General features: G+C 37.5%; 21 protein-coding genes and 2 tRNA genes. 3 read left to right on the top strand and 20 right to left on the bottom strand.

Annotated features, from left to right (window positions below):
• Positions 1 to 10: 10 nt before the first annotated feature.
• Positions 11 to 2425, bottom strand: coding sequence for a SpoIIE family protein phosphatase (locus ACZLO7_RS01470; RefSeq protein ID WP_464940531.1), 2415 nt, complete (start codon positions 2423 to 2425; stop codon positions 11 to 13).
• A gap of 183 nt (positions 2426 to 2608) precedes the next feature.
• Between ACZLO7_RS01470 and ACZLO7_RS01465 the strand changes: the two genes are divergently transcribed.
• Together ACZLO7_RS01465 and ACZLO7_RS01460 are read left to right on the top strand one after the other, a co-directional pair.
• Positions 2609 to 2682, top strand: a tRNA-Met gene (locus ACZLO7_RS01465).
• Between the two features lie 39 nt (positions 2683 to 2721).
• Positions 2722 to 2793 (top strand) — tRNA-Glu (locus ACZLO7_RS01460).
• A gap of 243 nt (positions 2794 to 3036) precedes the next feature.
• Here ACZLO7_RS01460 and ACZLO7_RS01455 read toward each other — a convergent pair.
• From ACZLO7_RS01455 to ACZLO7_RS01425, 7 genes are all read right to left on the bottom strand, one after another.
• Positions 3037 to 3468 carry a S1 domain-containing RNA-binding protein gene (locus ACZLO7_RS01455; protein WP_427752959.1) on the bottom strand — a complete coding sequence of 144 codons (432 nt, stop codon included), beginning with the start codon at positions 3466 to 3468 and terminating at the stop codon, positions 3037 to 3039.
• Between the two features lie 125 nt (positions 3469 to 3593).
• Positions 3594 to 4016 (bottom strand): FtsB family cell division protein, encoded by a 423-nt coding sequence (locus ACZLO7_RS01450; protein WP_464940530.1) that lies wholly within the window; start codon positions 4014 to 4016, stop codon positions 3594 to 3596.
• A gap of 78 nt (positions 4017 to 4094) precedes the next feature.
• Positions 4095 to 4523 (bottom strand): spore cortex biosynthesis protein YabQ, encoded by a 429-nt coding sequence (gene yabQ / locus ACZLO7_RS01445; RefSeq protein WP_464940546.1) that lies wholly within the window; start codon positions 4521 to 4523, stop codon positions 4095 to 4097.
• A 32-nt stretch (positions 4524 to 4555) separates the two neighbouring features.
• A complete protein-coding gene (gene yabP / locus ACZLO7_RS01440; protein ID WP_038179281.1) occupies positions 4556 to 4855 on the bottom strand; it encodes a sporulation protein YabP in 300 nt (99 codons plus the stop codon).
• A gap of 580 nt (positions 4856 to 5435) precedes the next feature.
• Positions 5436 to 5726 carry an RNA-binding S4 domain-containing protein gene (locus ACZLO7_RS01435; RefSeq protein WP_464940529.1) on the bottom strand — a complete coding sequence of 97 codons (291 nt, stop codon included), beginning with the start codon at positions 5724 to 5726 and terminating at the stop codon, positions 5436 to 5438.
• A gap of 3 nt (positions 5727 to 5729) precedes the next feature.
• Entirely contained in the window at positions 5730 to 7196 is a 1467-nt protein-coding gene (yabN, locus tag ACZLO7_RS01430) for a bifunctional methyltransferase/pyrophosphohydrolase YabN (RefSeq protein WP_464940528.1), read from the bottom strand.
• A gap of 15 nt (positions 7197 to 7211) precedes the next feature.
• Entirely contained in the window at positions 7212 to 8819 is a 1608-nt protein-coding gene (locus ACZLO7_RS01425) for a putative polysaccharide biosynthesis protein (RefSeq protein WP_464940527.1), read from the bottom strand.
• Between the two features lie 223 nt (positions 8820 to 9042).
• On the opposite strand from ACZLO7_RS01425, the gene ACZLO7_RS01420 reads away from it, so the two are divergent.
• A complete protein-coding gene (locus tag ACZLO7_RS01420; RefSeq protein ID WP_464940526.1) occupies positions 9043 to 9372 on the top strand; it encodes a hypothetical protein in 330 nt (109 codons plus the stop codon).
• A 42-nt stretch (positions 9373 to 9414) separates the two neighbouring features.
• Here ACZLO7_RS01420 and spoVT read toward each other — a convergent pair whose 3' ends face one another.
• The 12 genes from spoVT to glmU all read right to left on the bottom strand — a co-directional run bounded on the left by spoVT (position 9415) and on the right by glmU (position 22231).
• The gene (gene spoVT, locus ACZLO7_RS01415) at positions 9415 to 9951 is read right to left on the bottom strand and encodes a stage V sporulation protein T (protein ID WP_038179271.1); all 537 of its coding nucleotides are present in this window, start codon (positions 9949 to 9951) and stop codon (positions 9415 to 9417) included.
• A gap of 82 nt (positions 9952 to 10033) precedes the next feature.
• The gene (gene mfd / locus ACZLO7_RS01410; protein WP_464940525.1) at positions 10034 to 13561 is read right to left on the bottom strand and encodes a transcription-repair coupling factor; all 3528 of its coding nucleotides are present in this window, start codon (positions 13559 to 13561) and stop codon (positions 10034 to 10036) included.
• Between the two features lie 145 nt (positions 13562 to 13706).
• Positions 13707 to 13934, bottom strand: coding sequence for an anti-sigma-F factor Fin (locus ACZLO7_RS01405; RefSeq protein WP_464940524.1), 228 nt, complete (start codon positions 13932 to 13934; stop codon positions 13707 to 13709).
• Positions 13935 to 13995: 61 nt separating this feature from the next.
• The gene (pth, locus tag ACZLO7_RS01400) at positions 13996 to 14553 is read right to left on the bottom strand and encodes an aminoacyl-tRNA hydrolase (protein WP_464940523.1); all 558 of its coding nucleotides are present in this window, start codon (positions 14551 to 14553) and stop codon (positions 13996 to 13998) included.
• 150 nt (positions 14554 to 14703) lie between these two features.
• Positions 14704 to 15879: a D-alanyl-lipoteichoic acid biosynthesis protein DltD gene (dltD, locus tag ACZLO7_RS01395; RefSeq protein ID WP_464940522.1), complete on the bottom strand. Its 1176-nt coding sequence runs from the start codon at positions 15877 to 15879 to the stop codon at positions 14704 to 14706.
• Positions 15876 to 16109, bottom strand: a complete 234-nt coding sequence (dltC, locus tag ACZLO7_RS01390) for a D-alanine--poly(phosphoribitol) ligase subunit 2 (RefSeq protein ID WP_427752947.1) — start codon at positions 16107 to 16109, stop codon at positions 15876 to 15878. The genes dltD and dltC overlap by 4 nt, the downstream gene beginning before the upstream one ends.
• A gap of 17 nt (positions 16110 to 16126) precedes the next feature.
• The gene (gene dltB / locus ACZLO7_RS01385) at positions 16127 to 17296 is read right to left on the bottom strand and encodes a D-alanyl-lipoteichoic acid biosynthesis protein DltB (protein ID WP_464940521.1); all 1170 of its coding nucleotides are present in this window, start codon (positions 17294 to 17296) and stop codon (positions 16127 to 16129) included.
• Complete coding sequence (gene dltA, locus ACZLO7_RS01380; protein ID WP_464940520.1) at positions 17293 to 18813, bottom strand: D-alanine--poly(phosphoribitol) ligase subunit DltA; 1521 nt, start codon at positions 18811 to 18813, stop codon at positions 17293 to 17295. The genes dltB and dltA overlap by 4 nt, the downstream gene beginning before the upstream one ends.
• A 17-nt stretch (positions 18814 to 18830) precedes the next feature.
• The gene (locus tag ACZLO7_RS01375; RefSeq protein ID WP_083446292.1) at positions 18831 to 18977 is read right to left on the bottom strand and encodes a teichoic acid D-Ala incorporation-associated protein DltX; all 147 of its coding nucleotides are present in this window, start codon (positions 18975 to 18977) and stop codon (positions 18831 to 18833) included.
• A gap of 226 nt (positions 18978 to 19203) precedes the next feature.
• Positions 19204 to 19794, bottom strand: a complete 591-nt coding sequence (locus tag ACZLO7_RS01370) for a 50S ribosomal protein L25/general stress protein Ctc (protein ID WP_464940519.1) — start codon at positions 19792 to 19794, stop codon at positions 19204 to 19206.
• Positions 19795 to 19878: 84 nt separating this feature from the next.
• The gene (locus ACZLO7_RS01365; RefSeq protein WP_464940518.1) at positions 19879 to 20838 is read right to left on the bottom strand and encodes a ribose-phosphate diphosphokinase; all 960 of its coding nucleotides are present in this window, start codon (positions 20836 to 20838) and stop codon (positions 19879 to 19881) included.
• 22 nt (positions 20839 to 20860) lie between these two features.
• Positions 20861 to 22231: a bifunctional UDP-N-acetylglucosamine diphosphorylase/glucosamine-1-phosphate N-acetyltransferase GlmU gene (gene glmU / locus ACZLO7_RS01360; RefSeq protein ID WP_464940517.1), complete on the bottom strand. Its 1371-nt coding sequence runs from the start codon at positions 22229 to 22231 to the stop codon at positions 20861 to 20863.
• Positions 22232 to 22275: the final 44 nt, after the last annotated feature.

Below are 22275 nucleotides of genomic sequence, written 5' to 3'. Positions count from 1 at the left end.
ACCTCATTTACTATCTTACCATTCTTTGCTCAGAAATAGCCGACGAAGATGGTTTAAATAGAGACCAATTTGATATTTTATGTTCAATTCGAATTGCAACCAATGTGCAGTCATCATTTGGTACATCTGTACCTCGGAAAGCACGTAAAATAGACGTACACATATCCTCAGCTGGACAATTCTCCAGCTCCCGCAAATGATGAATTAGTTTTCTTTCCTGCTCTTCCCAAGGTTTATTCTCAAAGAACAAACCATCCGTACACATGAAAATGATATCCCCTGCTTTTAATGACACTTGATCTGCTTCTACTGAAAACGATGTCAAAAACCCTACCGGCTCACTCTTACTCTCTAGTCGAATACACTTTTCTCCTCTTACTAAATAAGTTGCCATACTCCCTGCTTTCCAAGACCATAAGGTGCCGACTTGTAAATCAACAAGCGCAAAATCCATCGTCGCGTACATATCACTATCATTTTTTAAAGACATGACATAATGCAAAGTGTGCATAGCTGTTTCAGGTGCCATTTGATGGTGCATACATTCACGCATTAACCGAATGAGACGTCTACTTTCTTGATGCGCCTTTTTACTATGTCCCATTCCGTCTGATAACATAACGGCCGTAAGCCCTTGATGAAGCGGGAAAACGGCGTGCGAATCACCAGAATAAATTGTATTCTGCCTCGAAGACGTATACACATCATAAGACATTTGGAAACGAACTGAAGATTGGAATGTCATCTGCAAATGTGGATATGGACTATCCTTCAGAGCAGTTCGTGCAATTTCAAACGGTTCATTAAACACACTTTGTAAAATAGGTAGTACTAAGCGCTCTGCTAATGTTTGATCTGTTTCCCACATTGCTTTTTTCTCTGGCAAACAGCAGACAATTTTCCGATTCCCTGCCTCGTTTGATAAAATATCTACTTGGAAATGTTCAATTCCAGCAAGCTTCAGCTCATCTGATAGCTCGTCCTCTTTATGTTGAAAAGACACTGTCTCCCCCGTCATATCATTCATCACCATATCGATATGCTGGCACATATCCCTCAATTGCAAGGCAATCATCTTACGCCCGTGGTAAAACTGACCGCTAAGCTGCTTTTGTGAAACTTTCTCTTCAAGCGCTGACAAAAACGCCCCAGATTTCACACATTTATAACGAATTTTCTCATCAAGCTGTAGTTTCGTCGCAGCATTTGCAGTAGCACTTGCATCAAGCCACCTCTGCATTAGATCCGGCATTTCACTTTTACTATTGCTCCAACAATTATCGTACTTAAAGCAGGCTTGGCAAACTGCAAGTGGTTGCCCCTGCCTCTCTTCCACTACATTCCTATTCACATTCCCAAAACGATCATGTACAAGCTCTTTCATAAAATCTACAAAGTGATGGAAATCTACAAGCTTCGTATTGAGCCTTTCCGTTAACCACTTTTGCCTTTCTAAAAGCACTTCATCGCGATTTGGATATAGTTGATTTTGCCAATATATAACCCACCTCTGTGGGAAGATGAAAAATAACAGAGTAGCAAACGCAATGGACATAAAGAATGTGTAATCAAGTGGTAGTGTCGCATCATACAATGCAAAAAAGACACTTGCCATTATGCCTCCTATTGCGATCCAAAACCTACCGACATTTTTGCAAACTCCTGCAAATAATCCAGTTACAGCATATACTGCCATCATTCCACTAAAAGATAATTGAGATAAACTAAGTATCATACCGGTTAGGACTGCAACAGCTGTTGCTAATGTGACACCGCCAACTAACGCAGATACAAGTATGAGTAAATGCATGGCAATACGAGTTACTGATAGAAAACTAAGTACCACTCCATCCATGGCCGTTAAAATCACTGCACCGACAATTAATGCCGCACCTACCCTTTCAAAAGACCACTTGGCTGTCATTAACTGATGCATCGGGAGGAAAAGGAGTCCCAAAAATAAAGTCATGAAAATTGATAGCGCGCCTTCATATCCGACATACAGCCATACAAGCATTGGGGGATGCCCACTATACGATATATATTGCCAAGCTATTTGAACCGTCAAAATACTAAACCCTACTATTACAGGAAGTGGCAATCGTTTAAATGGGGTTTTTAAAAGGAGTAATAAAAACAACAATTCCAATATATGAATTGTTGTTTGCCCGAGACCTAATGTAAGACTTCCGCATAAACCTCCTACCAATGTCCAACTTGTCCACCTTGGATATCTAGTAAATGCAATTGCTGCAATCGGTAGGAAGAATGGTACTGTTGCTTCAAATAACACAGCTTGAGATAAGTAAAAGGAACAAAATAAAAACAATATGGACAGCCATATTCGATACTTTCGCTTAGCTACACTTGCCCATGTATTCCTAATTGCTTGGTTCTGTGCTATTCCTTCATGCCACATCTTCATAAAACAACCTCCTCCTGAACATTGCCATCATTATAGACTGAATATTACATAAAGTTTGTCTTTTTGTGTTTTCACGAAAAAAAACTTTTCGACGAGAAATTGCTTTTTTAAAGAAAATATTTTCATAAAACAGCTTGACACTTACATATGTTATCTTGTATTATTTATTATGTTGTTTAGAACGGCGGCGTAGCTCAGCTGGCTAGAGCGTACGGTTCATACCCGTGAGGTCGGGGGTTCGATCCCCTCTGCCGCCATACTTTTTTCATTTAGGTCATCTGCGCCAATATTTTTTTGGCCCCTTGGTCAAGCGGTTAAGACACCGCCCTTTCACGGCGGTAACACGGGTTCGAATCCCGTAGGGGTCATCATTAAAAAGCAACTTTCTCACCACGAGAAAGTTGCTTTTTTATTTGTCTATTAAGTACGGTATATAAACATAAGTAGCAAATCATCTACAGAGGTGTCGTTATAGGCGAATTTTAATTTATATGTATTGCATTTAATAGTACAATTCGTCAGGTATTAACAATAAAAAAACAATCCATTGCATACATGGATTGTTCAAAGGTCTATTTCACACTTTTTCTACGATTAAAATAGCCAGCAAGTTACCCTCTTCTTGCGCCGCGGCCACCACGTTTAGATTCTGTAGCGCGTTTTAATGTTGCAAGACGATCTTCACTGTCTTTTAAGAAACGTGCCATTTTTTGTTCAAAATTCTCTTTTGGTTGATGACGATTATCATTACGATCATTTGAACGATTATTATGACGTGGGCGTTGAGGGCGCTCTGGTCGCTCTGGTTGTGGTTTTGCTTTGCGAATAGATAAACCAATTTTACCATCCGCTTCGACATTCATTACTTTAACCTCAACCATTTCTCCAACTTTCAAATGTTCGTTGATGTCTTTTACATAATTGTCTGCAACCTCACTAATGTGCACCAGACCTGTTGAGCCATTTGGCAGCTCTACGAATGCTCCAAAATTTGTGATACCTGTTACCTTACCTTGTACCTTGCTGCCTACTTCAATTGACATAAAAAAAATGCTCCTCCTTAATAAATAAAGCGACTTTGTAAGTCATGTAATCAATTTATGAATCTTAAAAAAAGGTTAGATTCTCACTTCTAATTATAGCCAACAAAAAAAGAGTGTCAATAAGACTACTCCTTCGAATTCCCATTTTTCTCATATTTTTCAGTATTTTCTGGAATTGAGAAAATGATTTCACCTTTTTCAGAAAGGAAAAGCTCTTTACGCGCTAGTTTAGCGATATAATTATCGTCATTTAGCTTCGAAATTTGAATTTCCAATTCCTCTTGTTGGTCTTGGGCGTCTGAAAGTTTTTGGGTTAGCTCGATTTTTTGTTGCTCTTTTTTAGCGAGCGCCTTCTTTTGATTTATTAATGTAAATATTAGGGACCCCGTAACGAGAACAAACACGATTGCGAAAAGCGCTAGTCTTCGATAAAGACGTTTTTTCATAGCTCGTTTTTTCTTTTCCTGCCGTTCCATGGACTCGATGTATTCTCGACGAATGGCAGCAACTGAATTTTCACCATTAGCTTTTTTGTTACGATTATTCATCCTCGTTATCCCTCCCTAAATACTAATTCTTTTAGCTTCTTAGTTGTTATTGTATGTGTATTCTCCATTATAACGAATTTACCTTGTTTTTTTAAGTCTTAACTTTTTAGTTTTTTTAACCAGTGGCCTAAATGGTAACAGTAGGAGCCTTACAACACGCATTAGGGCGCGGATTATCCACCTTATGATAGAAATAAAAAAATTGAAAATCAACCATAGTGGCCTAAGAAAAATACTGTATATTAAACCACCTCCGAATCGAAATAACGATTGGAAGTATAACTGATAACAATAAAAACCTGCGAGCTGCGCTATTGGATCAACAATACGCCATTCACCAGCTCGCACTTTAAAGAGTAAATAAAAGCTAGCTATACCGAGCAAAAGCCAAGTTGTCAGCTCTAACGCTATATAACCTTTTCTTCTGAATGACCGTGGGGGTGCATAATATTTAATCGTACGTACTAAATCTATACATGCTGCTCCTACAATTCCACTAGCAATCATGACTAGAAGGCTGAGAAATTGCGCTGTTACGGTCATCCAAATATTTTATGAAGGAAGCTTTTAGACAAGCCGTTGTCTTCGTCATCATACTGTAGCGTCTTCACTGTTCCCTCAAGTGTCAATAAACCCTTGTCTACATCCAAATGGACAATACGCAATTCCTCACCTCGGATGAGTAAATGTCCTTGCGAAGTGTGCACTAAAAACTCTTCTTGATCAAAGCGCTCGATTGATTTCACCGAAGTGACATCCATTCGTTTGCGATTTCTGACCGTTAGCAAATGATCCCCTGTTGGAATTGTGTACGTTGCATTATCCGGCTGTAACGTCAATGATTCCCCTCCCTTGTCCTGTCTTTAAACTATATGCTGTGGACAAACCCTTTATGATAAAACTGCTAATTTCAATTCAAAAATTTGTTTATAGATAGTTTTCTCTAAGCGCTTTGTAGTCATTTCCATACTATTTTAGCGTTAACTCTTTCAACATTCGTTCTTTATATAGATAAAAGAACCCCTATAACAATGCATTGCTTCGTATATTTCCCTTTCTATGAATCCATATAAAAGATATATTCTTATTCATTAATAATTTGTAGTTTCCACCCTATCATGATTACTGGTAAGAGATACTTTAGAGAACTTAGCTTTGAAAGCGGCTAATAAAAAAAGGTTGTCCTAAAAGTTTGTAAATCCTACTTTTCAGGGCAACCTCATATAAAATCGTTCAAACATAATATAGATAGATACTTTAGAGAACTTAGCTTTGAAAGTGGCTAATAAAAAAAGGTTGTCCTAAAAGTTTGTAAATCCTACTTTTCAGGGCAACCTCATATAAAATCGTTCAAACATAATATAGATAAATACTTAATATACTATTTCTCTATAAGCAATATCTTCTTTTTAAATTCACCTAGTTCTCATCATCGATAAATTGTGGCTCGATCTTCTCTAACTTTTCTTCTTTTATAATCGTAAACATTCTTGCAGCATCTTCTTTTTTCACTGTATCTTTCAATTCCTCAACACGTGCTGTTACAACCTTTTGGCCGAAACGGATTGCGAGCTCATCACCAACTTTTACAGCTGTGCTTGCCTTCACTATCTTACCATTAATCGTAATACGCCCTTGATCAGCCACCTCTTTTGCTAATGTGCGACGTTTAATCAAACGTGATACTTTCAAAAATTTATCTAATCTCATTTTTTATTTCCCTCCTTGTAATTTCGCTTCGTTCCAAAAGGCATCTAGTTCCTCAAATGTGTAAGCTTTGAAATCCTTTTTACCAGCCATTACTTGCGCTTCAACATATCCAAAGCGACTAGCAAATTTCTGATTGGCATGGAGCATGGCATCTTCAGCTGAAATTTTATAAACACGTGCTATATTCACTAACGTAAATAGTACATCACCAAATTCATCGAAACGTGTTTCATTCGTTCCATTCGTTACTTCAGCTCGGAATTCCTGCCATTCTTCGGAGAATTTTTCCCACACACCCTCTGTTGTAGGCCACTCAAATCCGACTTTTGCCGCTCGCCTTTGATAGTTATAAGACGTTTGTAGTGAGGATGTTGCTCTGTATTCACCTTTTAATAAAGGTTCTATTATTTCACTATTTACATTTTCTTTACTTTTGATTTTCTCCCAATTGGCGTTTACTTCTTCCACATTTTCTACTGTAACATCACTAAACACGTGAGGGTGGCGACGAATCATTTTTGTGCTCACAACTTCTAATATATCTTCTAGGTTGAAGAATCCTTCATCTTCGCCGATTTGCGCGTGTAAAAATATTTGTAATAGTACATCACCAAGCTCTTCAATCATATGCTCATCATCTTGCTCATCGATTGTTTGTAAGAACTCATGTACTTCTTCTAGCATATATCTTTTCAAGCTTTCATGCGTTTGCTGTTGATCCCAAGGGCAACCATTAGGGCCACGCAATGTCGAAATTATCTCACGGAAAGTCGACCATTCACGAAGAGCTTCATCACGACTCGTTACAGGAGGCACGTAGACAGTTGTTAAGTTATCAATTTCTGCTGCACGATCTAATTCGTACAAAGGAACTGTGCGTAACTTTTCACCTTGCGAGCCTGCTGCAGTGACGATTGTAACTGGATAGTCCTCACGGTATTTTTCCATCAAAGTCAATTTCACTTCTGAGGCACTGAAAGTATCATATACTTGGGCAATTAGTAGATGTTGCTTCATATTCACTTCATGCGCTGAAAAAGTTGTTCCATCTACTAATTGAAAGCCATCGATTGGGTCGATACGCAATGCACCGAAAATCGGATCTAGGAAACTTTGACCACCCTCAATATTCAACCTCACCTTTCCTTCTTTTTCAGCTTCGATTAAAAGTTGGACAGTCAACTCCGCTACAAGTGGATGTCCAGGCACCGCATACATTATGTCTTCTTTTTCCACATAACTTAAAAGCGTTGCTACAATTTCCTCATAAACTGGACGGAAATCATCGTGCTTTTCATATATATGATCAAAGCTTTCAAATTCGATTCCTTCAGTTACTAACTCATTTAGTACTGGATGGTCTATCGTACGTACATATATTTTCTTTGCCTGTTGTAGCTTGCGATAAACACCCATTTGTAGTTGTTCAAAGTCACTAGCTCCAAGGCCGATTACTGTTAATTGATTCATAATTTCCACCTATCCTTATTTCTTTCGTTGTAGCCATAATTGATAACTGGCCATCCTGCGTCCAAACGGTAGTAAAAACCATTCCCTACTCGCTAGAACTCTATACTTCGCGATGATTGTTAAAAACACAAAGGCCCCTATCAATGCCGCTGAACTACCAGTCAAAGCGGCATTCAAACGCGAAGGTAAAGATGTAAAGAGCCACTGTTCTGCAAAATAACACCAAAACAGTACGCAGCCTACCATGGCAATTGACGCTAGTGCAGTCCATATATAAAAGCGTGAAGGTGCAAAGCGGATTGGTCTAACTTTTTTAAAATAATAGATCAAACCAATAGCTGAACATATTAAACCTAAATTACTAGCATACACCGCGCCTATGATACCCCATCTTATAATAAACAACTTATTACAAAGCACTTTCACTATAAAACCTACTATTAGTATTAAAGTCGGTATTTTTAATTTCCCTAGTCCTTGAAGCATAGCCGTTAGCGTTAGAATAAGGGACAACCATATAATTTGCACCGCAAACACTATCAGTACATTAGATAATTCACGTGTTTCAAATAGCATCTCATTTACATATGGCATAACTAGCATCAAACCAAGCATCGCAGCAAGACCGAATAGCAAGGCAGTACGGTAGGTCAATTGGATAAATCGTTCAGCTCCTCGTCCATTGTCCTTTTTTGACGTATGAGCAACAAGAGGGACAATTGCGAGAGATAATGATGTTGCAATAACAAGCCCCACCTGCACAAGCGGTTGGCCCCTATCGTAAATCCCCTTTGTTTCCATTGCCTCTACGGTTGGTATTCCACTTTTAGTAAGTGTTTCAAAAACAGTAAATGAATCAACTAATTGAAAAAACAACAGTAAAAGACCACTCATACTTACTGTAATGCTTAAAATTGTCAATTCCTTCAACACAGGGAAGATAGCTATCTTTTTCCTTACAACTATTTTGTCCCCTTGCTTAAACTTTTTAAAATATATCCACAATAAAATGATACCAGCTAATTCACCAACAACAGTGCCAGCCATCGCCATTTGTCCCGCCTGATACAAGGAAGAAGTTGTCTTCATTACAATCCAAGTACCACCTAAAATAACAAGGACACGGACAGTTTGTTCAACCACCTGTGCATAGGCAACTGGTGTCATAATACCGCGCGCTTGAAATAATCCTTTATAAACAGCAAGCGCTGGCATACATAGTGTCACAAACGCACCTGTACGTAAAAGCGAAGCTAAAGCTGGATCGCCCATCCATTTTGCAAATAAATCTGCACCACCAAATAGAATTACGAAGAAAATTATTGATAAAACACTTAAATAATAAAATATGACGCGTAAGAGTTCCCGACGCCATGATTCTCCATCACGATCTTCAGCATCAGCAAGCATTTTAGAAATGGCGACAGCAAACCCACTCGATGTCCAAACAACGAAAATCGCTACAAATGGATATACTTGCTGATAAATATAAAATCCTTGATCCCCAACTAAATTTTGAAAAGGGACTCGGTACATCATGCTCAGTATTTTGACAAACAGAGCTGCAAGCGTTAATAACGCCACACCTTTCACATATACCTTCATTCCCCACTTCTCAGGCATTACAAATCCTCATTCCTATAAAACGTTCAATAAAATCCATAATAATATAAATGTCATCAGTATAGCATATTGATGCTTATCCATAAAAAAACAGGTTACCGATATTAAAACACTATATTAATCAGAAGAATATCAATGAATTATAAATTAGTAACTCTTAGTTCAATTCCAGTAAAAGAATCCGATAAAGTTATTAACTAAAAAATACAGAGGAGGTATTACTTTGAAGTTGAATGTCACCAATATTAATACATTTCATAACGCAGCAAAATTTAATCAGCCACATATGCTACAGACCTCATATATTCACGTTGCACTAAAATCAAAATCGCAAAAAAATAGAGTTATCACTGAAAAAGAAAATGGTTATGTACGTCAATATCTCGTCAAAGATGATGGCTCAAAAATTTTAATTTCTGAAATGCGAGAGGATACGACGCAACAGACACGTACTCATAATGAATCAAACGACCGCTCAAATGCAGACGCTTTAATGCAGTTTCTTAATTCTCCTTCAATTGTACATCCTTCCAGTATTAAAACGATAAAATAAAAAAGTCTCCCTCGCACAATTGCGAGGAAGACTTTTTTCATGTTAATCCAGCATTTGTTTGGCAAGAAAGTGTGCTGCAGTTTCAGCTACCTTTTGCTCCGAGTCACCGATAAAATGCACCTTTGACAATATATAAACAGCGCCAATTGGGTCACCTGACACGATAATCGGTGCCACACAATAAGATTTTATTTGCTCAACTTGACCTGGAACTAACTCTACAGAGCTTTCATGCTTCTCAACTAGAATAGATCGTTGCATAATACTTTCTTCAGCAAATGATGAAAGCTGTCTATTAACGTAATCCTTTTTTGATACACCTGCTACAGCAATCATTTCATCACGGTCGCTAATTAACGCTGCTGTGCCAAGCGTTTCATATAACGTTTCTACATACGAAGTTGCAAAGTCACTCAATTCGCTAATAGGTGAATATTTCTTTAAAATAACTTCCCCTTCGCGATCCGTGAATATTTCTAACGGGTCGCCTTCACGAATGCGTAAAGTCCTTCTTATTTCCTTTGGGATAACGACGCGACCTAAATCATCAATACGTCGTACAATGCCAGTTGCTTTCATTCGTGTTGCCTCACTTTCGACAAAATATAGTTATACTTGTCCTAGTATGGTTCACAAATGGGCAATCTATGCAAAAAGGGTATTACTCAGCAACAGGTGCAGATTCTTCCCTTTTTGCAGTTGGCAAAAGTTTCATAATAGCTTCTAAAATATCAAATGGTAATTGTTTATCCGTTTTGCGCTCGTCTATTGTTAGTAATAGCTGCTGCCCATCCATCCGGAAGCCAACAGCACGACCGAACTTCAGTGATTCTGAGACAACTTTTGCACCGTCTATATTCGCGGTACCTTGCTCTGAAATCTGAATAGTGATTACCTTATTCATTTCTTTAATTGAAGTGACTCCAGTTTCCTTAGCCCAAATTTTCATTCGTGCAATGCGTAACAAACGTTCAGTTTCAAATGGAATATCTCCAAATCGATCTTGTAATTCATCAATGATTTCCACATAATCATTTTCAATTTCCATCGCTTTTACACGTTTATACATTTGAATTTTTTGATAGCCATCTGGAATATATTGATCTGGAATGTATGCATCATATGGCAAAATAATTTCGATTTCAGGTATGTCTTCTTTTTTCGTACCACTACGTCGTTCTTCTATTGCTTCTTCAAGCATTTGTGAGTACAGATCAAATCCGACGGAATCGATAAAGCCATGTTGTTGTGATCCTAGTAGATTCCCTGCACCCCTAATTGATAAATCACGCATAGCAATTTTAAACCCAGATCCAAGTTCTGTAAATTCCTTAATCGCTTGCAAACGCTGCTCAGCTACCTCTGTCAGTACTTTATCGCGTTGGTACATGAAGTAGGCATATGCAACACGATTGGAGCGCCCAACGCGCCCACGTAACTGATAAAGCTGCGATAAACCCATGCGATCTGCATTGTGTACAATTAATGTATTCACATTTGGAATATCAATACCTGTTTCAATAATTGTTGTCGTGACTAGCACATCATAATCTCCGTCCAAAAATCCAAGAATAACGGATTCTAGCTCAGACTCAGTCATTTGTCCATGTGCAAAGCCGACACGCGCTTCAGGTACGAGTTCTTGAATCTCTTGCACCTTTTTCGCCATATCTTCAACACGATTGTATAAATAGAATGTCTGCCCACCGCGTGACATTTCACGTTCAATAGCTTCACGCACTAGCGCACCACTATGCTCCATGACATACGTTTGAACTGGGAAGCGATTTGCAGGTGGTGTTTCGATAACAGATAAATCACGTACACCAACCATCGACATATGCAATGTCCGAGGTATTGGTGTTGCTGTTAATGTTAATACATCGACGTTCGTTTTTAATTGTTTGATTTTCTCTTTATGCGTTACACCAAATCGTTGTTCTTCGTCAACAACGAGTAGTCCTAAGTCTCGATAAACAACATCTTTAGATAACAGCCTATGAGTACCGACTACGACATCTATCGTACCTTCTTTTAAGCCTTTTAAAGTTTCTGCTTGCTGTTTTTTTGTACGGAAGCGGCTAAGTAAACCAATAGAAACTGCCTGCTCTTGGAAGCGTTCTACCATCGTTTCATAATGTTGCTGGGCTAATATGGTTGTAGGTACAAGAAAGGCTACTTGCTTTCCATCCATAATCGCTTTGAAGGCTGCACGAATGGCGACTTCAGTCTTACCATATCCAACATCACCGCAAACAAGTCGGTCCATTGGACGCTCACGTTCCATATCGTGTTTGACTTCACGAATAGAACGTAATTGATCCTCCGTTTCTTCATAAGGAAACGCAGCTTCAAAAGTACGTTGTTCATCACCATCCAAAGTAAAAGCAAAACCTTTTTCAGCTTCACGTTTTGCATATAATTTGATTAAGTCATCAGCAATATCTTGTACTGCAGATGATACTTTACTTTTCGCACGTTTCCACTCTGCTCCGCCTAGCTTATGTAACTTCGGATCACGGTCCTCAGACGCAACATATTTTTGGATTAAATCAATTTGATCGACTGGTACGAATAATTTATCATCTGCTCGGTAGCGAATGTGTAAATAATCTTTATGCGCCCCTTTTACTTCTAAAGTTTCGATACCAATATATTTCCCAATACCGTGGTGAATATGAACGACGTAATCGCCCGGTTTGATTTCAGTATAACTTTTTATACGCTCGGCATTTGTCATTTTCTGAGGACGCGCTTTCTTTTTTTGCTTTTGTTTAAAAAGCTCCTCTTCCGTAACAATCGCTAAACGTTGTAATGGGAGTTCGAATCCAGCTGTTAATGCACCTTCAATTGCATAAACGCCCGCTCCATTCGGCTCACCTAGTTGTATATGAATATCGTAATCATCCAACACTGTTTGCATTTTCCGTAGACGATCTTTTCCTTCCGCCACAAAAAGTACAGTAAATTTCCCTTGCTCCCATCGCTCCATTTCATTTTTCAATAGAGGTATCTGTGCATGGAAATGCTGCATCGGTTTGCATGAGAAACTTGTAGCTTTCTTAAATTGCACACCTGAAAATGCGCGCGTAAATAGGGCAAAGAACAATTTCGGCTGATTTAGCATCGCTAAAATTTCTTTCAGTGAATAGGATGGTTTTACAGCATGCACCATTTTACCTTCTTCAAGAAGGCTCAAGAACCATTCCTTCTCTTCTTTCTCCCACGCATCCATTACTTCTTGTACTCTGCCTAACTCATCAAATACAATAAGACTATTTCGGACAAAGTAATCACCTAAATAAGATGGTTTATCATATAAAAGTGAACCATATTTATTGGCGTAATCAGGTAAGTTACCTTGCTTTAGCATTTCAATATCAGCTTGGATGTTTTGATAGAGTGCTTCTTTAACATCTTGCGCTTTTACTTTACGTAAGCTTTCTGCCAATGCATCCTCTAGTTTTTCAGCCAGTATTAATCTATCTTCTTGCGTTAAAACAAATTCTGCCGCAGGCAAAATACGCACATCTTGTAGTTTATCAATTGAACGCTGATCATCAGCAGAAAATGTTCGGATTGAATCTACTTCTGTATCGAATAATTCAATACGCACTGGCACTTCCATATAAGGTGGATAAATATCTAAAATACCGCCGCGCAATGCAAATTCTCCTGGTGTTGTCACCATCTGACCACGCGTATAACCCATTACAACAAGCTGATTCAACCAAACCTCCACATCAATGTCGTCACCGATTGCCGTATGAAGGCGCAAATCAAGCCATTCCTCTTTTGGAGACATCATTTTGCGTAGACCCGCTATCGGAATAATATAGACTCCCTTTTGTTCATGTAACATATGGTCAATTGTTTCAATTCGTTGCGCTCTTAACTCAGGACTTGCAATCGACATATCAGCTGCAATAAATTCATCAGCTGGATAATAATGAACGAGATCCTCACCCATTAGTTTTACTAAATCATCATACATTTTCTGCGCCTGCAATAAATTCGGAGAGATAATATAAATTGGTTTTTCTATCGCTCCATAAATTGTATCTAAAAATGCTGGGCGTGCACTTCCAGAAAGGCCCGTAATTAACTGAGGACCATTATCTTTCTGCAAGTCTTCCAATAATTTCGTTATATGCATATCTTGAGAGAACAATTTACGTAATATCTCCAAATGAAGCCCTCCTTCCTGTAAAAAATATAATGACCTCACTCGCTCTATTTATATTTTACGAGTAAATAATCTATCTACTTCATATTCCTTTTGCATTCGTATACAGAAAAAGGCCTTGGACGCATAGCGCCCAAAGCATTCTTCGTTATTGTAGCCATTTTTTTAACGCATAATAATCTGGAAATTGTTTTAATGATTCTTCACATTGCTCACAAATACAATCGACCGTTGTATCTCCATTATGGTCTTTATGAATGTATTGTTCTGCCTCTTCTTTATTTAATTGATGTAGCTTACGGACACTTTCCTCTGAATCGAAAGGCAGTAGCCCAACCTCAGTTTCACAGTGCCGACAACGATAATGAATTGCCATATGCAACATGCCCTCCTTTATAAAAAGTATAGACAGCTGCATAGCAATTTATGCTCATCTATTAATTAAATTGGTTCATAACATCTATGAATGGTTTGCCCAGTGCATATTCACAAGCATCCGCTGCTTTTTCAAAAGCAGCTTGAATCAAAGGTTGATCTTCCTTCGAAAACCTTGAGAGAACGTAATCAGAAACCTTCATACCAACAGGCGGACGGCTAATACCAATACGAATACGGTTAAAGTTTTGAGTACCTAAATGCTGAATTAATGATTTTATACCGTTATGCCCGCCAGCACTGCCCTTTTGACGCAGTCGTAATTTTCCTTTATCTAGATCTAAATCATCATAAATAACAATGATATCTTCCACATCAATATCAAAATAATCCATGATTGGCCCTACGCATTCGCCGGAGATATTCATATACGTAAGCGGCTTCAATAGCATTACTTTGCCTTCTGGGCGATGAATGGTGCCGTACATACCATTAAATTTTGATTGATTTAATGATATGCCCCATTTTGCTGCTAATATGTCGATGGTATCAAAACCGACATTGTGGTGTGTATGTTCATATGTTTTCCCCGGATTGCCGAGACCAATTATTAGTTTCATAATAGCATCTTCCTTTTCTGCCTAATCCATGCTATTTTATCACATACCGTTGGATATTATGAAAAAATGCAATTATTAGTGGTTTTTCGACTTTTTGTTATGAAAAAAAACGCTCTATCATAAAATGATAAAGCGATTTCCTTTATACGACTATTGTTTCCAATAATCGGCCATTTCTCGGTCGAGATATACCCAACCTTTCCATGAAATATGAATTGTATCACTGATAAAATGAGGCTCGTACTCATAACCAGTAAAGTCAATGAGTGGAAAACCTGCACTTTTCACCTGCTTATTAATCTTAGCGTAATATTCCTCACGACGCTCTTTTGGGAATCCCGCATAATCATACCATTTGCCATTTACAGGAATAGATACGAACATTGGCTTCGCTCCAGCATCCTTTAGTACATCTAAGACCATTTGAAAATCTTCATACTCAGGTGACTCAGTATAGCTTTCGTGTTTACGGAAGTCTTTGAGTTCATCTAACTTAAACTCAATCTTCTTTTTAAAATACTTATCGTTAATGGATAAATCATTTGTTGTAATTCGCTGACTACCATATTCATCTGCATGCTCCGTCAACTGCTCAAAAGATTTCCCAGCAACCATTTCTGGATTTGCATACATTTTTTTGCTTGGTTTTCCAATGATGGAGTAGTACAAATCCTTTTTCTCCATTAACTTTTTATTTATTAAAGCTACCGGTTTTGCTAAAGCTGCTTTTATCGGATACTTTTCTCCATCTGTTAATTCATTTTCATAAATTGTTGATAAAACAAAGTCTCTTTGTACACTATCAAACTGTAAAAGACGCTCCATTGCTTTTTTCTTCAATTGAGGATTCATCTTATTATTCAAAGCTAAATCATAGGACTGCAACATCGAATAGTTCGGTGAGAAATGGAACTCATCAACCCCCACCTCATTAAACCATTGCGGTGAAATGATGAATACTAATTTCTTACCCTTTAAATTTTCCTCTTGTGCTGCAAAATTCATAAAATGATGAATTGATTGCGTACCCCCACGGCCATATAAATACGTCGAAAAGCCTTCATCATTCGCTTTAAAGTAGTTATATGGATGGAATGGATCAAAGCGATTCAGCTCAGATGAGCCATAGATCGGGAACATATTCGGGTCTTTTAGTAAACGATTTTGAAAATACTCCCCTTGGAACATCAGCGGATTCAAAGCGGTTTTTGAATGCTCGACATCTTTATCTGAGATTAAAAAACCGAGCCATTTATTTGGTATAAACAAAAATACTAAAAACAAGATTACCGCAATGATGAGCGGTAAGAAGGCATACTTTCTCATACACGCTCAGCTAACTGATCTGCGATACGATTTGGTGTATTCCACTCCTCGCGTGTAAACTCTGTAATTGATACTGAAATACCTAATTTTTCTTCAACTTCTACTAAAAATGTAATGATACCAAACGAATCTAATAAACCTTCTTCAAACAAATCGATATCAGGTTGCTCTACAACAACATCTTCCTGACATACTTCTGCTAATAATTCATATACTTTTTGTTTTTCCATCTTAATCTAACTCCTCTTTATTTAAATAGTTGTCCTGAGAAAATGTAAAAGCCAAAGCAAATAAAGTTAAATGTTATAAACACGGATACAACATGTGTCCATTTATTTTTTGGCCATAGTTTATGTTTTCGATTCCATCGATCGAAGAAATCATATCCAACAATAAGCGCTGCATGATACAAGCCATAAATAACAAAGTGCCATTCTAGCCCATGCCATACACCCATAATGAAGAATAATAGGAAATAACCAATATTAGAAACGGTATAACGGTTTTTAATCCACTTTTTCTTTGTCATCCAAAATACAAAACGCATATATACATAGTCTCTAAACCAGAATGATAGACTCATATGCCAACGATTCCAAAAGTCTTTAATATTTTTACTAATGAATGGCATGTTGAAGTTTTCTGGTGTTTTAACGCCCATCAAGTAGCTTACCCCTATAGCAAAGGCGCTGTAGCCTGCAAAGTCAAAGAATAGATAAAAGCTGTAAACATACATATACGCTACGTTAGCCCAAAATGGTGAATGAATATATGTTGCGTGATCTGGTAAGTACACAAGAATTTTGTTGTAAATTAAAAACGCTAAAATAAATTTGTATAAGAACCCTCGGAAAATACTATTAATTCCTAAGTATACAAGCTCTTTATACTCTTCTTTAGAAAAGGTCTTATTAACATCCTTCTCAAATCTTCTCCAACGGTCAATCGGTCCTGAAGAGACAGTCGGGAAAAATAGTAGGAAGTAAATAAGCTCACCAATTGGTAAGGTCTGCTTCTTCATTAAGCCGTCACGTGTTTCAATAACGATCTGCACGGACTTAAATGTGATATAAGAAACACCAAGGAATCCAAATAGATTATTCAAGTCAAGCAATGGTAATACCTTCACAAGCACTAATGGCAATATTGCCAATACAACCATCATACAGAATACAACTGTATTGTTACGTTCTTTTCTGTAATGATGATAACCTTTAATTAGAGTAATTTGGAAAATCGTAAACAAAATAATAGATATTGCACCGGTCTTCGAATTTCCAAAAATAACGGCCAATATAACAATAGACACAAGCATATTATAAATTTTAGATGATTTACCTAACAATCCAAGAATAATTGTAGGTAATAGTAAAATACCAATTAAAAAGAAAAATATAAACGAGCCATATGGAATCATACCATAACCTCAGCTACTAATTGCTTTCTATTTATTTTACCGTTAGATGTCATTGGTAACTGATCGCAGTAATTAAATTTTCTCGGAATCATATATGCTGGTAAACCTTTTGCTAGTTCTTTTTTTATAGCGCTCGATAATTGATAGTCTTTTTCGAAAGAGTGTCCTTTAGGCACAATATATGCTGCTAAGAAATCAATAGCCTCATTTTTATATACCGGTACGACTACACAAGAATCTACATATTGGCATTGTAATAAATGATTTTCAATTTCTTCGATTTCCATTCTATAGCCATGAACCTTCACTTGGAAATCCGCACGACCACTATAGAAATGTAAACCTTTTTTCTGATACCCAACATCACCTGTACGATATGCTTGTTGTCCTTTATATTCAAAAAAGGCTTTTTCAGTTAATGTTTCTTCCCCTAGATATCCTTTACTAACACTTGGACCAATTATAATCATTTCACCTTTTTCACCATCAGGCAATATTTGATTATCCTCATCTATAATAAGCATTTGAGTATCAGCTTTTATATAACCTATTGGTAATGCAGTATGATTATTTAATAATTCTTCAGTCACTTCTATTGCCGAAATAGCTACAGTTGCTTCTGTTGGTCCGTATGTGTTGAAAATGCGCGCGTTCGGGAACAATTTCAATAACTTATTTGCAACTTCTACCGGCAATACTTCTCCGCAAAATAGAAACGTATTTAATGATGGCAACATCTCATTCGAAAAGTCAGGATTCATTAAACACATTTGTACAAATGATGGCGTCGATGTCCAAACGTTTGTTTTAGACTGTGCTAACTGCCCAAACAATATCTTCGGATTTGCAATCATCTCTTTTGTAATTGCGAATAATGTAGCACCTGTAGTTAGAGCAGGATAAAAGTCCATTACAGATAAATCAAATGAAAATGGTGCTTGATTTAAAAACACTTTACTATCTGTTATTGGGAAGTCTGTATGCATCCAACTAACAAAGCTCTCTAAATTTCGCGCTGTAATTTGCACACCTTTTGGATTTCCTGTGCTGCCAGAAGTATAAATAATGTAAAAGTTCTCATTTTCTTTCACCCAAGTAGAAGATGACAGCACTTTGGATTGTTCATTAATTATATTTTCTAATTGACCTTCCGACATGGAAGGAATTGATGACTGCTGAAGAGAATCTCTTTCTAGATTCTCTGTTTCAATGAGAAACGCTGCCCCTGAGCACTCTATAATTCTTTGAATGCGTTCTTTTGGAATTGATACATCCACTGGGATATATGGATGACCTGATTTGACCACTCCTAAAAAAGAACTGATCATCATCGGCGCCATATGACCATATACAATAACAGGCGCTTGCTTTGGGAGATTTAAAGTGGTTAAATACGTGGCTAATGATTCTGACTGTTTCCATAAATCTCCGTAACTTAATGTTGCATCTCCATTTTGAAATGCAATAGAATCCTCATTATTTAAGGCTATATTTTGAATAGCCGAAAGTATGTTCAATGGAAACCCTCCTAACTTTAAAATTCTGTATATATGAATGGCCCTGCATTCATATCATGAAAACCATATAAAAGAACGAGTAAAATGAGAATCGCCAAGTAATAGATCGTCCGCATACCTACATACGTTACAGTATGATTCCAAAGCTTTCTTACTTTCTCCATCTTATTTACCTCACATTTCTACAATTTAATCATTTACGATACACCATTTCGTCTATTATTACAATATCGTGTCAATACCATTACATTAGACGTAATGAAGTAAAAGTTGTTCCAACGCTCAATCAGAAGGAGACCTAAAGACCACATTTCTTCAAATAACTAGTGATTATAATAAAGAAAAAGACTTACCATACTTATCTATAGATGGTAAGTCTTTTTATGAAATTTATTTCGTACCGATAATTGCTGCAGATGTTGCTTCTTCATCAGCTTTAGGTGCCGATACGGTAACAAGAAGGCAATCATCAGTATCTAGAATTTCAAACGTTGATATACTACGAATATCACCAACAACTAAAGTGTCACCAATTTCTAATGTTGAAATATCAACTTCTATTGATTCTGGAATATCTGATGGCCTTACCTTAACAGTAACTTCACGATTAGGCTGTTGAATAACGCCACCTTCTTTTGCACCTACTGAATCGCCAGTAAGATTTACTGGTACACTCACTTCTAAAGCATTTGACATATTAACCGCTAAAAAATCTAAGTGGACTAATGTCCCCTTCAATGCACATTTTTGAGCTTCGTTTAATACAGCATTTAATTTTTTACCATCAATTTCTAATGTTACTATGGAGTTTTTACCATCTAAGCGTAATGCTTTTTCATACTCCCTTGCACTAATCGCAATTGGAGTTGCCTCTGTCTTATAACCATATACCACAGCTGGCACAAAACCTCTTTGTCGAAGTTCTGTTAGAGTAGAATGATTTCCAACCTCACGCTTTTTTGTAGGAACTACAATACTCATATAGATACATGTCTCCCTTCCTAGTTAACATAGTCACATTAATATATGTACCTCGTTAGCTAGGAATTCAAACATTTACCTTTATTAATCGAATAAAGTACTTACAGATTTATTTTCATAGATTCGTACGATTGCATCAGCTAATAATGTTGCTACAGATAGTTGTTTGATTTTCGGTGATTTTTTCTCATCCGGTAATTGGATAGAGTTTGTAATCACTAATTCTTTAATAACAGAGTTATCAATACGTTCGATAGCTGGACCTGATAATACAGGGTGTGTACAGCAAGCGTAAACTTCTTTCGCACCAGCTTTAACTAATGCGTCAGCACCGATTGTAATTGTACCTGCCGTATCAATAATATCATCGATTAGGATTGCTACCTTACCTTCAACGCTACCAACAATATTCATAACTTCTGCAACGTTTGGACGCGGACGGCGTTTATCGATAATAGCAATTGGAGCTTTTAAGCGATCAGCCATTTTACGGGCACGAGTTACACCACCGTGGTCTGGTGATACGATAACAACGTCTTCTGATTTGAAGCCTTTTGCTTTAAAATGATCAGATAGTAACGGTACACCGATTAAGTGATCCATTAAGATATCGAAGAAACCTTGGATTTGTGGAGCATGCAAGTCAAGAACAATTGCACGAGTAGCTCCTGCAGTTTCAAGTAAGTTAGCAACTAATTTAGCCGTAATCGGTTCACGTGCACGTGCTTTACGGTCTTGGCGAGCATAACCATAGTAAGGTAATACTACGTTTACTGTGCGCGCTGAGGCACGTTTCACGGCATCAACCATAATAAGTAATTCCATCAAATTTTCGTTTACTGGAGCTGAAGTAGACTGCACGATAAATACGTCACAACCACGAATACTTTCCTCAATATTAATTTGAATTTCTCCATCACTGAAATGTTTAACAGAGCATTTCCCTAGCTCGACACCTACTTCTTTAGCAATTTCTTCAGCTAAAGGTATATTTGAGTTTAATGAAAAGATTTTTAACTTTGAGTTGGCATATTGATACGGCATGATGGCCTCCTGGTAATTTTAGTTATTTTAAATTTAATTTGGTAACGTAATTATCTTTGTTTTCTTGTCTAGAACGTGCAATCGCTAGTGCATCAGCAGGTATGTTTTTTGTAATTGTAGAGCCAGCTGCTACATATGAGCCTTTTCCTACCGTTACAGGCGCAACTAAATTAGAGTTACACCCCACAAAAGCATTATCTTCAATCACTGTTTTAAACTTGTTTTTACCATCATAATTGACAGTAATCGTACCGCAACCTATATTGACTTCCTTACCTACTTCCGCATCTCCTAAGTACGATAAGTGAGACACTTTACTACCGTTGTCAATTTTTGCTTTCTTTACTTCAACGAAGTTTCCGATTTTCACATGGTCACCCAAATCAGAATTTGGACGGATATGCGCAAATGGACCAACAGATGTATCTTCGCCGATAACGCTATCACGTACTACAGATGAATGAACAGTTGTGCGATTTCCAATACGGCTATTTTGAATATGGCTATTTGGACCAATGATACAATCTTCTCCAATGCTTGAAGCACCTTCTATAATAACGCCCGGTTGGATGACTGTGTCATGACCAATTTGCGCATCAACACTTATATATGTGTTGTTTGGGTTAATAATCGTCACCCCGTTACGCATATGTTGTTCATTAATTCTAGCACGCATTATTTCTTCGGCTTGAGATAAAGCAAAGCGGTCGTTGACACCAAGTGTTTCAGCAAAATTTTCAGTTACATATGCTGCAACTACTTCACCTTGTTTTTGTAAAATTTCAATGACATCAGGTAAATAGTATTCACCTTGAGCATTATCATTTTTTACAAGTTTCAACGCAGCAAATAACGCTTTATTATCAAAGCAATAAGTGCCCGTGTTGATTTCTTTTACTTGTCGTTGTTCTGGTGTAGCATCTTTTTGTTCAACAATTTGAGCAACCTGTTGATCTGTAGAGCGAAGAATTCGACCATAGCCAGTAGGATCTTCAGCGATAGCAGTTAAAATTGTTGCCTTTGCATGATTAGATTCATGATGCTCGAACAACGCCTTCATTGTTTCGGGGCGGATTAAAGGTGTATCCCCACAAATAACAATCGTTGTGCCTTCTAGCTCTCCAAGGATCGGTTCTACCTGTTGAACAGCATGTGCAGTACCAAGCTGTTCCGCTTGCAATACATACTCACTTTTTTCACCAAGTTGTTCCTTTACCTTTTCAGCGCCATAACCTACGATTGTTACTATACGTTCTACATCTAATGATTGAATATGATCAACTACATGTTCAACCATTGGTTTTCCACAAACCGGATGAAGAACTTTATATAATTTGGACTTCATACGCGTACCTTGGCCAGCAGCCAGAATAACGGCATAAACATTCGTCATTTCGCAAGTCCTCCATTTTAGCTGATTTTCTCCTTTGACTATAA

The sequence above is a fragment of the Viridibacillus sp. d25.2 genome (genome assembly GCF_055456015.2).
The sequence above is the reverse complement of the archived record's forward strand: the minus strand, read 5'-3'. Positions and strand labels throughout refer to the sequence as shown.

What these genes read in the sequence shown, in the direction of transcription:
- ACZLO7_RS01470 (WP_464940531.1), bottom strand. Translation starts at nt 2,425, where the DNA reads ATGAAGATGTGGCATGAAGGAATAGCACAGAACCAAGCAATTAGGAAT.
- ACZLO7_RS01455 (WP_427752959.1), bottom strand. Translation starts at nt 3,468, where the DNA reads ATGTCAATTGAAGTAGGCAGCAAGGTACAAGGTAAGGTAACAGGTATC.
- ACZLO7_RS01450 (WP_464940530.1), bottom strand. Translation starts at nt 4,016, where the DNA reads ATGAATAATCGTAACAAAAAAGCTAATGGTGAAAATTCAGTTGCTGCC.
- yabQ (WP_464940546.1), bottom strand. Translation starts at nt 4,523, where the DNA reads ATGATTGCTAGTGGAATTGTAGGAGCAGCATGTATAGATTTAGTACGT.
- ACZLO7_RS01435 (WP_464940529.1), bottom strand. Translation starts at nt 5,726, where the DNA reads ATGAGATTAGATAAATTTTTGAAAGTATCACGTTTGATTAAACGTCGC.
- yabN (WP_464940528.1), bottom strand. Translation starts at nt 7,196, where the DNA reads ATGAATCAATTAACAGTAATCGGCCTTGGAGCTAGTGACTTTGAACAA.
- ACZLO7_RS01425 (WP_464940527.1), bottom strand. Translation starts at nt 8,819, where the DNA reads ATGCCTGAGAAGTGGGGAATGAAGGTATATGTGAAAGGTGTGGCGTTA.
- spoVT (WP_038179271.1), bottom strand. Translation starts at nt 9,951, where the DNA reads ATGAAAGCAACTGGCATTGTACGACGTATTGATGATTTAGGTCGCGTC.
- ACZLO7_RS01405 (WP_464940524.1), bottom strand. Translation starts at nt 13,934, where the DNA reads ATGGCAATTCATTATCGTTGTCGGCACTGTGAAACTGAGGTTGGGCTA.
- pth (WP_464940523.1), bottom strand. Translation starts at nt 14,553, where the DNA reads ATGAAACTAATAATTGGTCTCGGCAATCCGGGGAAAACATATGAACAT.
- dltD (WP_464940522.1), bottom strand. Translation starts at nt 15,879, where the DNA reads ATGAGAAAGTATGCCTTCTTACCGCTCATCATTGCGGTAATCTTGTTT.
- dltC (WP_427752947.1), bottom strand. Translation starts at nt 16,109, where the DNA reads ATGGAAAAACAAAAAGTATATGAATTATTAGCAGAAGTATGTCAGGAA.
- dltB (WP_464940521.1), bottom strand. Translation starts at nt 17,296, where the DNA reads ATGATTCCATATGGCTCGTTTATATTTTTCTTTTTAATTGGTATTTTA.
- ACZLO7_RS01375 (WP_083446292.1), bottom strand. Translation starts at nt 18,977, where the DNA reads ATGGAGAAAGTAAGAAAGCTTTGGAATCATACTGTAACGTATGTAGGT.
- ACZLO7_RS01370 (WP_464940519.1), bottom strand. Translation starts at nt 19,794, where the DNA reads ATGAGTATTGTAGTTCCTACAAAAAAGCGTGAGGTTGGAAATCATTCT.
- ACZLO7_RS01365 (WP_464940518.1), bottom strand. Translation starts at nt 20,838, where the DNA reads ATGCCGTATCAATATGCCAACTCAAAGTTAAAAATCTTTTCATTAAAC.
- glmU (WP_464940517.1), bottom strand. Translation starts at nt 22,231, where the DNA reads ATGACGAATGTTTATGCCGTTATTCTGGCTGCTGGCCAAGGTACGCGT.